Raw genomic sequence first — 13,946 nt, 5'->3', positions numbered from 1 at the left:
GCTTGAGGTTCGCGGATCAACTTGGTCAACGCTCGGTGCTCAGCTCAGCTCAGCTCGGCTCAGCTCGGCGCGGTATAGGGCAAGATGTAACTGACCGAAAAATCGGCCTTTGGGTAGTCGAGTTTCAGACGCGGCAGAACGAATCCTCCGCACGAGTTGCAGGTATCCATCAGGGTGAAGAAGTGGATTTTGCTGATCGCCGTGTCCGCCGGCATGTCCCGTTTGAACGCCGTGACGATCAGGCGCTCGGCATCCAGGTAGCGGTCATGCTCGCGGATCTTGAGTTTTTTGGCAGTGCGCAGGACCGGCAGGCTGGTGAACGCCGGGTCCGGAGCCTGACCGCGCATACGTTCGCGCGCATCCACGAACCTGACCGAGGCGTCTTCACGAGGTTCGGGGGCTCGCAGCGTCAGGCCCTTGCCCCGTTTGCCGCCCGCCAGTGCGTAGAAGACGTGGTGTTTGCCGTCAGAAGTCTGAGCCAGAAGGAACGCCAGGTTGGTCGTGTTCAGATGTTTGCGGATCATCTCGCCGGTCGCTATCAAGCCGATGTCGGCGGCAGGCACTGGAACCCAAAGGTGCCTGGAGGTGGAGGCGGGCAGAAGCCGATCAAGCACGCCTGCAACGTGTTGACGCGTCAGCGGCTCCGTCTCGGCCAGCGGCTTGAAGTTTGCGATGCTGCTCTTGGTCAGCGTAACGAAGTTTTCGAGCGCATGCTCCTGAGTGAGGATGTTTCGCGCGTAGCCTTCCATGATTGAACTGTAGGGGCGGTAAGTGCGCTGCATGTCAACGCCGGGGCTTTCCAGCTCAAACAGCATACGGGCAATGTTATCCATGTCCTGATCGAGAGTGCGTCGGCCCGCGCCAAGGCGGTATCCCTCGCTCAGGGTCAGGTAAGCATCAATTTCGGTATCGGAGGTGATGCGCTCGAAGGTAAGTTGCGTGCTTCCCGGTCGCACCGTGGCTTTATAGAACTGGCCGGTGTCGGCCTCAACGGCCAGATACTGAACGTCCTCGAACGTCAGCCTGATCGCGCGCAGTTCACGCTGATCATTGACCGTTTTGCAGATCGAATCCAGTTGCACCACGGGCAGTTCCTGATTGATCCGTACCCGCCAGGCGGTATCGAGGTTGTCCGGCAGGCCCAGGGTCTGGTCCTTCAGTAGTCTGCCCTGGACGGTTGGGCGGTACTGCAGCGGCGTGGCGATGCCCATGTGGAGGGCTGTTTCCTCGGGCAGGGCAGCGAGCGTCTTGCGCCCGGCGGTCTTCGCCCTGGATGCGCCTGCTCCCCCGGGCACGTCGTCGATCCAGGTGCTGACCTTACCGTCGTCGACCAGCAGGTGAGTCTCTTGAGGGGTGGCCTGGCCGCGTACTGGCGTATACCGGACTGCAGGTCTGAAGCGGCGGGTCATGAACGCGTGACTGGCCTGTTCGCCAAGCTTGAGCGGCTCGAGCGCAGGGTCGATCGCCGGACGCGTCGTCGAAAGCAAGACCAGTGCGCCGGAGCAGCTTGCCTGCTCCAGCCCCCTGCGGACCACGCAATGTGCGGGCACCTTTTCCCACTTTCCAAGCCCCGAACTGGAAGGTTGCAGTTCGACTTTTCGTAACAAGCTGGAAGGCTTCTGATCGTCGAAGCGGTAGCTGACATCATCAATGATCAGGTCGGTAATCGTTTGCTCCCGACGTGCCACACGTATATTTCGGCCACTGGTTACGGATAAGTCGTACCCATGCCCGGCGATTTCATTCAGGTGCACCGCACCCGGAAACTGGCCTGGCCGCAAGTACTTCTGGGTCGTGATGAAGGCCGCTGGATCATTCATGCCGGTCGCTGGCTCGAGGTAGAGCCGGGGGCCGTAAGGCTTCAGATCGTGGGGATTGCACCAGCGGTAGTCCGGGCTCTGGGCGTCGGAGATGTTTCGGACGAGGACCTGATTGACGTTATCCACCTTCGCCAGCATCAACGCATAGTCGGCCGTTGCCTCGGTGTCAGGGATGCGCTGGAACATGCCGCTGCGCTGGGTGAATTTGCCAGTGACCACCGAGGTGCGGACAGCATGCACCCGTTGTTCGAAGCTCACGCGCTCGGCTTTCCGACCGGCAAACCACTTCGCGGCTTGCTGGCGTGGACGGGCCGGCGAAGGCGGATGACGCAACAAGAGACGCATTTTATTGCCCAGCTTGATCAGCGGGCTGAGTGTGCGTCCGGCGATGCTCATCACCGTGGCGACCTCTCCGACAACGTCCGTCACGCAGGAGAGAGCCTCGTCACCGGTATTGATGTCAAAGCACCCGACGAGGGGGATCACCGATCTGATCAGATTCCACGCATACTTCCCGTCGGGGGTCGACTCGCGGTGCCGTTTGTTGGCTTCCCAACGGGTAGCGCCTTTGCAGGTGTCGCGCAATGCCTGACTGTGGTGCAAGAAAATCTGGTCAACGAAACTCTGTACCAGATACGTCAGATTGTCGGTGTCCGGGGCCCGGGACAGCGGCACGGCGTTTGGCAGGCCGGATTTCACATAGGGCAGAGGCACGCCGTTGTAGTGCTCATGATCCGGGTCGAGTAAGGCGTTCAGTGCTGCGGCGGCGAGGCTCGAATCATCAAGCCGCGTGGCCCAACTGGCATCGACAGCCGTGCACTCAAATGTGTGGCGTTCCGGGAACAGTTCGTACACCCAGTGCTCACCCTGTCGAGCGACATGGACCAACCCGCCATGCCCGCCCCGGCAGGCCTGCCAGTCACTCGCAGGACTGCTGTCGACCGAGGGAACCGCGCCCTCCACCGGGCCGACATATTGTCGCCATTCGACCGCGTAACAGACGATGTCCGCACCTGACAGACGATCGCGGTGACGCGCCGGCAGTTCGTCCAGAAAAAGTGTCATCAGGTCTGTGTAGGTGCGGCGGGCCTCCTGTAAATACCGATCAAAGGCCAGATTGAATTGCAACGTGGCATCGGGCAGTGGCTGTGTCAGCGGATGTGGAGGGCGATACGCAGTGCCATTGTCCAGATAAGCTTCAAGTTCGGTGCTCTTTTCATGGGGGGACGTGCTGGCAGCGTCCGGGTCGATGCCCGCTTTTATCAGCAATCGTCGAGCCTCATTAAGACGGTCGGGAAGATCATTGAGGGCCTGTCGACCACATGCGGACTCGAAGTATCGGGTCATGCGAGCGATTTCATCGGCCGTGTACCGGGGATGTTCGCTGACGTTGTTCTGATAAACATTCCACACGATGATGGCCTCAACTTGCGTCGTGGCGACGTGCAGCTTCTCCTCCGTCGTGACGGCCTGCGCAGCAAGACCGGCTGGCAGCGCTTCCCATTCAGCGAATGTGCGGGTGTCCGGCGCGGCGCGGTCCAGCGTCATGGCGTGCCGCAGGTTGGCCCAGCGCAGATCGGGTTGGTAGCGGAAATCGTCGGATGCGTCGGTCAGCAGCAGCTCCGGCGCAAAGCGCGCTGCCAGCAACTGCATGATGATCTGGGCGTCGGCGTGACGGCAGCCCAGCGTGCTGCGCAGGCTGTTGGTCAAATTGATGCGTAAGTCGTACAGCGAACAGTCGGCGTTGTCTTCGGCAAACAGGTGAAAGTCCAGCACGTAGCCGATGCGTCGTTGACGGATGGGATAAATGCAGTCGATCAATGCCTGGATCGTCAGCTGCCGCGCCATCGAGTCCGACGCCTGACGTTTGTCCTGCGGGTTGTACCACTCCAGCGCCTCAACTAGCTGGTTTTGCAAGGCAGCAAACGGTGCGCAGTTGAGCACGGCATCAAGGGCGAGGTTCGCCGGGTGGGTCAAGGTAGCACCGGGGAAAAACGCCATTCTGTCCTGTCTGCCAGCAACCAGGTCCGCGCCTGCTGCGATTTCCTGGAGGCTGGCACAGCGAAATTCACCGCTGGCCACCCTCAGCAGGTCCATCGGCAGCAGGTTCAGGAGCTTGTCGCAGAGCGAGTCTCCAGGCGCCTCGGTCAGCAGGTGGCTCATCAATGCATGCAGGTCCTGATAACCGTGCAGATCGAGGGGCGGGGGTAGGGCTGGCGTCTCGGTTGTCGGCACACCATGGTTTAACTCGTCGTACAGCAGTAACGCCGCGGCCCATAAAGCGCCAACGCGGCGCAACTGCGGCAACGTTCTCCACAACCGGTCAGCCAGGGAAAACGTCTTGTACGTGCAAGCGCTCTCGCGAATCTCGGTCAAGGCCGCATCCAGTGTGCCCGGCACGCTATGCTCAATGACCAGGCGGCAGACAGTGCGGAAAAATGTCACACGGCTTTGCGGGTCAACAGGTTTGTCTGTATCGCCGTCGTACAGCACGCTACTGATATAACGGCCTGTCTCGTCGGCGGCGAGCCCGCGATTGATCAACGTCAGGTAGTCACGGTCGTGCAGCGTCTGCTCAACGACGTGATCGGCCGCCAGATACTGTTTGAATACATCGGCAAGAGAGACAGTGATGGATTGAGGGCCGGTGATGTCGTTGAGCACAACGATGTCCTCAGCCTTGAGACGTTGCAGTCTCGCGCTGATGTCGGCGGATGTATCGCGGGGGATGTTGGAACTCATGTATTGCGCTTCCTGTTTAATCTCGAACCTTCTGTCCCCAGTGACGACTGGCGACTAATGTCAGAAGATGTTCGTTATTTCAAGAAGCGCCGGGTATTACATATATATATTTAAAATAAACGTTAATGGGCAATCGCCACGCATCAAGCCTCGCGACGATTGTCTGCGAGGCATGAGGGTTGATGCGTCGGTCAGCCGTTGCTGCAGCCGTTGCCCATCACTTGGTATTCGAGGACGTGGCGTTTGCCAGCAGAGTCTTCGTAAGTCATGCGTTGCGGGACCACGGCGCAGACGTTGGGCACTTCGTCAACGGAGATGACTTTCGCGATGTCCAGATGAGTCGAGTAAGTGTATTGCTCGACCGGTTGTGCCTGGCTGGAGACTTCATTCGGTCCGTCCTGCGCCATTGCGGCGACGCTGAAACCACAAAGAGCCATTACAACCACTGCAGCTTTCATTACATGTTTCCTCTAAGTTGCTTCATCAACTCCGCGATGCAGGAAGTGCGATCGTCAGGGTGCACAGAACCCTTGTGGGGCTCTGCGTGAAGCCAGTTGATTACCAGGTTTGATGACATGATTGGCAAGCCGGTGTGGGGGGCTGTTAGTTGTCAATCATTTGCCGTGTTGGCGGAATGAATTCTATGCCGCTGCCCAACGGTTATATAGAAACCATTCTGATAAAGACTATTGAGTGAATCGGCAACAATCGGTGTTTTCGCGGCGGATGGTTACAATCGTCTAGTTCTTTGGTCGTAGTGCCTGCATGAAGATTTGCTGAAAACCGGGCACTTCAGCGGAATTCGGCGTTATGCTCTGATCCGGTAAGACCATCGTCGAATGGCTTTTACGGCCATCGGCGGATACAACGGCGCTATACAAAAACAACATTTCCACCGAGGTAAGAAAGATGAGTGCGGCTTCCCTGTACCCCGTCCGCCCTGAAGTGGCAGCCCAGACGCTGACTGACGAGGCGACCTACAAGGCCATGTACCAGCAGTCGGTGGTCAACCCCGATGGCTTCTGGCGTGAACAAGCCCAGCGCCTTGACTGGATCAAGCCTTTCACCACCGTCAAACAGACCTCCTTCGACGACCATCGCGTCGACATCAAGTGGTTCGCCGATGGCACCTTGAACGTTTCCTACAATTGTCTTGACCGCCATCTGGCAGAACGTGGCGATCAGGTTGCGATCATCTGGGAAGGCGACGACCCTTCCGAAAGCCGCAATATCACCTACCGCGAACTGCATGAAGAAGTCTGCAAGTTCGCCAACGCCCTGCGAGGTCAGGACGTGCACCGTGGTGACGTGGTCACCCTCTATATGCCGATGATTCCTGAAGCCGTGGTCGCCATGCTGGCCTGCGCGCGCATCGGCGCGATTCACTCGGTGGTGTTCGGTGGCTTCTCGCCCGAGGCGCTGGCCGGCCGCATCATCGACTGCAAATCCAAAGTGGTGATCACCGCTGACGAGGGGCTGCGGGGCGGCAAGAAAACCGCGCTCAAAGCTAACGTCGATCGCGCGTTGACCAACCCTGAAACCAGCAGTGTGCAGAAAGTCATCGTGTGCAAGCGCACCGGTGGCGAGATCGAGTGGAACCGTCACCGCGACATCTGGTACCACGCGCTGCTGGAAGTGGCATCGACCACCTGCGCGCCAAAGGAGATGGGCGCCGAGGAGTCGCTGTTCATTCTTTACACCTCGGGTTCGACGGGTAAGCCAAAAGGCGTTTTGCACACCACCGCCGGTTACCTGCTGTACGCGGCGCTGACCCACGAGCGCGTGTTCGACTACAAGCCGGGCGAAGTTTACTGGTGCACTGCCGACGTCGGCTGGGTCACCGGCCACAGCTACATCGTCTACGGTCCGCTGGCCAACGGTGCGACCACGCTGCTGTTCGAGGGCATCCCGAACTACCCGGACATCACGCGCATGTCGAAAGTCATCGACAAGCACAAGGTCAACATTCTCTACACTGCGCCGACCGCCATCCGCGCGATGATGGCCGAAGGCACCAAGGCTGTCGAAGGCGCAGACGGTTCGAGCCTGCGTCTGTTGGGTTCGGTGGGTGAGCCGATCAACCCGGAGGCCTGGAACTGGTACTACAACACGGTCGGCAACCAGAAATGCCCGATCGTCGACACCTGGTGGCAGACCGAAACCGGCGGCATCCTGATCAGCCCGCTGCCGGGTGCCACTGCGCTCAAGCCCGGTTCGGCGACCCGGCCGTTCTTCGGCGTGATTCCGGCGCTGGTGGATAACCTGGGCAACCTGATCGAAGGCGCGGCGGAAGGCAATCTGGTGATTCTCGATTCCTGGCCAGGTCAGTCGCGCACGCTGTACGGCGATCATGATCGCTTTGTCGACACCTACTTCAAGACCTTCCGTGGCATGTACTTCACTGGCGACGGCGCGCGCCGCGATGAAGATGGCTACTACTGGATCACCGGCCGGGTGGATGACGTTCTCAACGTTTCCGGTCACCGCATGGGCACCGCCGAGATCGAGAGCGCGATGGTTGCGCACCCGAAAGTGGCCGAGGCCGCAGTGGTCGGCGTGCCGCACGATCTGAAGGGGCAGGGCATTTACGTGTACGTCACGCTCAATGGTGGTGAAGTACCGGACGAGGCGCTGCGCATCGAGCTGCGCAACTGGGTGCGCAAGGAGATTGGCCCGATTGCCTCACCGGACGTCATTCAGTGGGCGCCGGGCCTGCCGAAAACGCGCTCCGGCAAGATCATGCGCCGCATCCTGCGCAAGATCGCCACCGGCGAGTACGACGCCTTGGGCGACATCTCGACGCTGGCTGATCCGGGCGTAGTCGCGCATCTGGTCGAGACCCACAAGACCATGACCGCCGCCTGACGGTCATTCAACGAGCGAGAGCGTCTGCCTGAGGGCAGACGTTTCGCTTTTGGCGAGTTACGTACACAAATCGAACGTCCCACCACTCAGGGTAACCAAGGATGCCCGTTCCTGGTTTCGCCCTTCCTTCGTCAGAATTCCTTCACTCACATCGCGTTTGGCGGTGTCCGAACTCTCCCGTAGAACATCAACAGCGACAGCTTCCCGGCTGAAGCCGGTCCTACAGGGCGCATGCATCGTTTGGTAGGTAGGACCGGCTTTAGCCGGGAAGACGCCGTTTCGTTCGCCATCGATTTCCGGTGTGCGCACCGAGGCTTTCCCGGCTGAAGCCGGTCCTAAGGTCTGAAACGCTCCCCTGGATGCACGCGATGCTTCTGTGGGACCGGCTTCAGCCGGAAAGCCTTTGATCAGCTTTTGATCTTCATGCGCAAGATGCCCAAACACCGCCATCGCGACCTGGGTGCAGGCTGAGCGCAGGTCTCGTGGAGTGGGCCGAGCGGCATGGATGCCGCGAGAGCCGCCCCCCGCCATGGACGGCGGATGGCGGCGGGCCCACGGAGCGAGGCCGGAGTGAAGGAACCCTGACGAAGGAAGGGCCCAACCGAGAGCAAGCACCCTTGGTTACTTGGGGTGCTTTTCCAAGTAACTCGCCGAAGGCGAAACAGTCTGCCGTGAGGCAGGCGCTCCTGATCTTCACACTTGCCAGATTGAGGATCGGGAAATATCGATGTGTTACCGCACATCCGGCCCGGTAATCCCGCGCCCCGCCCTGGGGTATTTCCACTCGAATACTGCGCATTTCATCGACCCGGACAAACCTGCTCCCACGCTAGACTTGCCGGATTAGAAGGCTTTGCCAATAATGGGCGCGTTACTTGCTTCGTTGATAGGTTTGTCGTTCGCAGTCCTTGCATAAACCTTTTGGGCTGTCAATCAGGCTGATCGCGTTTCTCTGTGCTTCTGTAACTTGTTGTCGCATTGAAGAAATATCGACTTTCAGCCTGCCGCTAAAATGCCGATCACTCGCCGAAGGCCTGTCGGGCGCTGAGCTCGAACGGCACCTCGCGTCGCAATTCAGATATTCCTTCTGCACATTGGGCGTTTCGCTCACTGCCATTTGTCGCGTTTTACCGATGGAGTTCCAAGAATGAAAAAGCTCATGCTGCTGGGTGCGCTGGCGCTGTCCGTATTGGCTCAGCCGACCTTCGCCGATGAAAAGCCTCTGAAAATCGGCATCGAGGCAGCCTACCCTCCATTCGCCTCCAAGGCGCCGGACGGCAGCATCGTCGGATTCGACTACGACATCGGCAACGCCCTGTGCGAAGAAATGAAGGTCAAGTGCGTCTGGGTCGAGCAAGAGTTCGACGGCCTGATCCCGGCGCTCAAAGTGCGCAAGATCGACGCCATCCTGTCCTCGATGTCCATCACCGAAGACCGCAAGAAATCCGTCGACTTCACCAACAAGTACTACAACACGCCGGCCCGTCTGGTCATGAAGCAGGGCACCGTCGTCAGCGACGGCCTGACCGAGCTCAAGGGCAAGAACATCGGCGTGCAGCGCGGCTCGATCCACGAGCGGTTCGCCAAGGAAGTGCTGGCTCCGCTGGGTGCTGAAGTCAAGCCATACAGTTCCCAGAACGAAATCTACCTGGACATCGGCGCCGGTCGTCTCGATGGCACCGTGGCCGACGCCACCCTGCTGCAGGACGGCTTCCTGAACACTGATTCGGGCAAGGGCTACGCGTTCGTCGGCCCGGCTTTCACAGACGTCAACTACTTCGGCGACGGCGTCGGCATCGCCGTACGCAAGGGCGACAAAGCGGATCTGGACAAGATCAACGCGGCCATTGCAGCCATTCGCGCCAACGGTAAATACAAAGCCATCCAGGACAAATACTTCAATTTCGACATCTACGGTCAGTAAATCGATCTGATGTCGCCAATGGCGCAGGCAGTGGGTTCTCAAACCTTCTGAATGCGCCATTTTTCTATCCCGCGCTCGAGGGCCAAACAACATGTTGAAAGGCTACGGAGCCGTCATCCTCGACGGTGCATGGCTGACGTTGCAGCTCGCGCTGTGCTCGATGGCGCTGGCGATCGTGCTCGGCCTGATCGGCGTGGCATTGCGGCTGTCGCCGGTACGCTGGCTGGCCTGGCTGGGCGACCTGTATTCCACCGTCATTCGTGGCATTCCCGACCTGGTGCTGATTCTGCTGATCTTCTACGGCGGTCAGGACCTGCTCAACCGCGTCGCCCCTTTGCTGGGCCATGACGACTACATCGACCTGAACCCGCTGATGGCCGGCATCGGCACGCTGGGCTTCATTTTCGGTGCCTACCTTTCCGAAACATTTCGTGGCGCCTTCATGGCCATTCCCAAAGGGCAGGCTGAAGCCGGCATGGCCTATGGCATGAGCAGCTCGCGCGTATTCTTTCGCATCCTGGTGCCGCAGATGATTCGCCTGGCGATTCCGGGATTCACCAACAACTGGCTGGTGCTGACCAAGGCGACCGCGCTGATTTCCGTCGTCGGCCTGCAAGACATGATGTTCAAGGCCAAGCAGGCGGCCGACGCCACCCGTGAACCCTTCACCTTCTTCCTCGCAGTCGCGGCCATGTACCTGGTGATCACCAGCGTCTCGCTGCTGATACTGCGCCGCATCGAAAAACGCTATTCGGCCGGCGTAAGGGTGGCAGAGCTATGATTTTCGATTACAACGTCGTCTGGGAAAACCTGCCGCTGTATTTCGGCGGCCTGTTGATCACCCTGAAACTGCTCGCGCTGTCACTGTTCTTCGGTCTGCTGGCCGCTCTGCCGCTCGGGCTGATGCGGGTGTCGAAAGTCGCCTGGGTCAACCTGCTCGCCTGGAGCTACACCTACGTGATTCGCGGCACGCCGATGCTGGTGCAGCTGTTCCTCATCTACTACGGTCTGGCGCAGTTCGAGGCCGTGCGCGAAAGCATTCTCTGGCCATGGCTGTCGAGTGCCACCTTTTGCGCGTGCCTGGCCTTTGCCATCAATACCAGTGCCTACACCGCCGAAATCATCGCCGGCAGCCTGAAATCCACGCCGCCCGGCGAGATCGAAGCCGCCCGCGCGATGGGCATGTCGAAGGCCAAGATGTATCGCCGCATTCTGCTGCCGTCGGCCCTGCGCCGGGCGTTGCCGCAGTACAGCAACGAAGTGATCATGATGCTGCAGACCACCAGTCTGGCGTCCATCGTCACGCTGATCGACATCACCGGCGCGGCGCGCACCGTCAACGCGCAGTTTTACCTGCCGTTCGAGGCGTATATCACCGCGGGGGTGTTCTACCTGTGCCTGACATTCATTCTGGTGAAACTGTTCAAGCTGGCTGAGCGCCGCTGGCTCAGCTATCTCGCGCCGAGGAAGCACTGATATGCAACGCATCGATCACAGCCTGCCGTGGGGCAACCTGGGTACGCAGCGCACGCTGACGGTCTTCCGCTTCGGCCATGGCGAGCGCAAAGCCTATATTCAGGCCAGCCTGCACGCCGACGAACTGCCGGGCATGCGCACCGCCTGGGCCTTGAAACAGCGGCTGGTGCAGCTCGAAGAACAGGGCTTGCTCAAGGGTGTCGTCGAGCTGGTGCCGGTGGCCAATCCGATCGGTCTGGGCCAGTTGCTGCAAGGCAATCACCAGGGGCGATTCGAGTACGGCAGCGGCAAGAACTTCAATCGCGATTTCACCGAATTGAGCGGTCCCGTCGCAGACAGGCTTGCAGGCAAGCTGGGCGATGATCCGCACGCCAACGTCAGGCTGATTCGTCAGGCGATGGCCGATGTGCTCGCGCAGTTGCCAGCCGCGGGCAGCGAGTTGGCGGGTATGCAGCGCGTGCTGCTGAGCCACGCCTGCAACGCTGACATCGTGCTCGATCTGCATTGCGACACCGACGCCTCGCTGCACATGTACGCCTTGCCCCAGCACTGGCCGCAGTGGCGCTCGCTGTCGGCCCATCTGGGCGTGAGTGTCGGTCTGCTGGCCGAGGATTCCGGCGGCAGCTCGTTCGACGAGGCCTGTTCGCTGCCGTGGTTGCGCCTGGCCAAGCAGTTTCCCGATGCCCAGATTCCTCTGGCCTGCATGTCCACGACGCTGGAGCTGGGCGGTCAGTCCAACACCGGCAAGGACGAGGCCGAAGCCTACGCCGAGGGCATTCTGGCGTTCCTCGCCGAGCAGGGCCTGATCAGTGGCGACTGGCCGCAGCCGGGCCACGAAGCCTGTGAAGGTATGCCGTTCGAAGGCACCGAAATGATCTATGCGCCGCATCCTGGCGTGCTGACCTTCCTGCGACCTGCGGGCGCCTGGGTCGAGCCCGGCGAGCCGCTGTTCGAGGTCATCGACCCGCTGAACGATCGCGCGACCACGGTGTGCGCCGGTACCGCAGGCGTGCTGTTCGCCATCGAAAAACTGCGTTACGCCCAGCCGGGTTTCTGGATGGCCAAAGTGGCAGGCCGCACCCCGTTGCGCAGCGGCCGCCTGCTCAGTGACTGATTACTTGTGAGAACCCAAACCATGAACAAACTGGAAGTCCAGGACCTGCACAAGTGCTATGGCAGTCACGAAGTGCTCAAAGGCGTCTCGCTGACCGCCAAAGCCGGCGATGTGATCAGCATCATCGGCTCCAGCGGCTCGGGCAAAAGTACGTTCCTGCGCTGCATCAATCTGCTGGAACAACCGAAGTCCGGCCGCATTCTGCTCAACAACGAGGAGCTCAAACTGGTCGCCAACAAGGACGGCGGGCTCAAGGCTGCCGACCCGAAACAGCTGCAGCGCATGCGCTCGCGTCTGTCGATGGTGTTCCAGCATTTCAATCTGTGGTCGCACATGACCGCGCTGGAAAACGTCATCGAGGCGCCGGTTCATGTGCTGGGCGTGCCGAAGAAAGAAGCGCTGGAAAAGGCCGAGCATTACTTGAGCAAGGTCGGCGTCGCGCATCGCAAGGACGCCTTTCCAGGGCACATGTCCGGCGGCGAACAGCAGCGCGTGGCGATTGCCCGGGCATTGGCGATGGAGCCTGAGGTGATGCTGTTCGACGAGCCGACTTCGGCGCTCGACCCCGAACTGGTCGGCGACGTGTTGAAGGTCATGCAGGCGTTGGCCCAGGAAGGCCGCACGATGGTCGTCGTCACCCACGAAATGGGCTTCGCCCGCGAGGTGTCGAACCAGTTGATCTTCCTGCACAAGGGGTTGGTGGAAGAGAGCGGCGACCCGCGCCAGGTGCTGGTCAATCCGAAATCGGAGCGTCTCCAGCAGTTCTTGTCCGGTAGCCTGAAGTAAAGATTGCTGCCGTCGCCAACGGTGCGTTTTGTGTCAGAACAGTTCATGCTGCGCGTCATTCAAAACGCCGCCATGAACTGAATGCAACAGATTCACTTCGCACGCCCGAGCGTGTGACCCATAACAGCGACACGTTTCGGATTGCACGCCATGACTGCCCATCGAATCGGATTTCTCATCTGGCCCGGCACCAAAGCCTTGACTCTGGCGCTGGCCGAGGAAGCCCTGCGTGTCGCTCAGCGCGTTCATCCCGACGTGGTCTACGAGCTGTCGTTCATGCAGGCCGAACCGCCGGTCGAAGGCGCCAGCTGGCAGTTGCCGGGCGAGCCGTGGACGGGCCGCCTGGAAGGGTGTCAGAAAGTTTTCCTGCTGGCCGACGAGCCGCCCGCGCCCATGTCTTCGGCACTGGGTGGCGCGCTCAAGCAATTGGTGCGAGCAGGGTGCGTGATCGGCGGTCTTTCGGCGGGCGTCTATCCGCTTGCGCAGTTGGGGCTGCTCGACGGTTACCGTGCCGCCGTGCACTGGCGCTGGCAGGACGATTTCGCAGAGCGCTTCCCCAAGGTCATCGCCACCAGTCATCTGTTTGACTGGGACCGCGATCGTCTGACCGCCTGCGGTGGCATGTCGGTGCTGGATCTGCTGCTGGCGGTGCTGGCCCGTGACCATGGCGCGGAGCTCGCCGGGGCGGTTTCCGAAGAACTGGTGGTCGAGCGCATTCGTGAAGGCGGCGAGCGCCAGCGCATCCCGCTGCAGAACCGTCTGGGTTCCAGTCATCCGAAGTTGACCCAGGCCGTGTTGCTGATGGAAGCCAACATCGAAGAGCCGTTGACCACTGACGAGATCGCCCAGCATGTCTGCGTCTCGCGACGACAGCTGGAACGGATCTTCAAGCAGTACCTCAATCGCGTTCCCAGTCAGTATTACCTTGAGCTGCGTCTGAACAAGGCTCGACAGATGCTGATGCAGACCAGCAAGTCGATCATCCAGATCGGCCTGTCCTGCGGCTTCTCTTCCGGTCCGCATTTCTCCAGCGCCTACCGCAACTTCTTCGGCGCGACCCCGCGCGAAGACCGCAACCAGCGTCGCAGCAGCAGCCCGTTCGAACTGTCCTCGGTGCCTGCCGAGCGCGGGTGATCTCAAGCCTCGCCGGATCTCTCCTGTCGGAGTGATCCAACTGTCTTTAACGCCCCTTCGATCAACGGCGTAATACCCGACGTCT

The 13,946-nt window shown here is 60.3% G+C and carries 9 protein-coding genes; 7 read left to right on the top strand and 2 right to left on the bottom strand.

The features are described from left to right. Positions 1-59: 59 nt before the first annotated feature. Both AAGQ88_RS19555 and AAGQ88_RS19550 read right to left on the bottom strand, forming a co-directional pair. The gene (locus AAGQ88_RS19555; protein ID WP_342653309.1) at positions 60-4,484 is read right to left on the bottom strand and encodes a deaminase domain-containing protein; all 4,425 of its coding nucleotides are present in this window, start codon (positions 4,482-4,484) and stop codon (positions 60-62) included. A gap of 269 nt (positions 4,485-4,753) precedes the next feature. Next, positions 4,754-5,020 carry a DUF2790 domain-containing protein gene (locus tag AAGQ88_RS19550; protein WP_093463948.1) on the bottom strand — a complete coding sequence of 89 codons (267 nt, stop codon included), beginning with the start codon at positions 5,018-5,020 and terminating at the stop codon, positions 4,754-4,756. Between the two features lie 451 nt (positions 5,021-5,471). Here AAGQ88_RS19550 and acs point away from each other — a divergent pair, with 451 nt between their 5' ends. From acs to argR, 7 genes are all read left to right on the top strand, one after another. Continuing rightward, positions 5,472-7,427: an acetate--CoA ligase gene (gene acs / locus AAGQ88_RS19545; RefSeq protein WP_285423294.1), complete on the top strand. Its 1,956-nt coding sequence runs from the start codon at positions 5,472-5,474 to the stop codon at positions 7,425-7,427. A gap of 1,147 nt (positions 7,428-8,574) precedes the next feature. Next, positions 8,575-9,351 (top strand): ABC transporter substrate-binding protein, encoded by a 777-nt coding sequence (locus AAGQ88_RS19540; RefSeq protein ID WP_285423293.1) that lies wholly within the window; start codon positions 8,575-8,577, stop codon positions 9,349-9,351. 91 nt (positions 9,352-9,442) lie between these two features. Then, positions 9,443-10,132, top strand: coding sequence for an ABC transporter permease (locus tag AAGQ88_RS19535; protein WP_285423292.1), 690 nt, complete (start codon positions 9,443-9,445; stop codon positions 10,130-10,132). Next, positions 10,129-10,827 carry an ABC transporter permease gene (locus AAGQ88_RS19530; RefSeq protein ID WP_093463963.1) on the top strand — a complete coding sequence of 233 codons (699 nt, stop codon included), beginning with the start codon at positions 10,129-10,131 and terminating at the stop codon, positions 10,825-10,827. Before AAGQ88_RS19535 ends, AAGQ88_RS19530 begins: the two co-directional genes overlap by 4 nt. Before the next feature lies 1 nt (position 10,828). Next, positions 10,829-11,941 (top strand): succinylglutamate desuccinylase/aspartoacylase family protein, encoded by a 1,113-nt coding sequence (locus AAGQ88_RS19525; RefSeq protein WP_342653308.1) that lies wholly within the window; start codon positions 10,829-10,831, stop codon positions 11,939-11,941. A 21-nt stretch (positions 11,942-11,962) separates the two neighbouring features. After that, on the top strand, positions 11,963-12,727 hold the full coding sequence (locus AAGQ88_RS19520; RefSeq protein ID WP_093463969.1) for an ATP-binding cassette domain-containing protein: 765 nt from the start codon (positions 11,963-11,965) through the stop codon (positions 12,725-12,727). 150 nt (positions 12,728-12,877) lie between these two features. After that, complete coding sequence (gene argR / locus AAGQ88_RS19515; RefSeq protein ID WP_285423290.1) at positions 12,878-13,861, top strand: transcriptional regulator ArgR; 984 nt, start codon at positions 12,878-12,880, stop codon at positions 13,859-13,861. The last annotated feature ends 85 nt before the right edge of the window (positions 13,862-13,946 follow it).

The organism is Pseudomonas sp. F3-2 (assembly GCF_038804275.1).
Taxonomy (GTDB): domain Bacteria; phylum Pseudomonadota; class Gammaproteobacteria; order Pseudomonadales; family Pseudomonadaceae; genus Aquipseudomonas.
The sequence above is the reverse complement of the archived record's forward strand: the minus strand, read 5'-3'. Positions and strand labels throughout refer to the sequence as shown.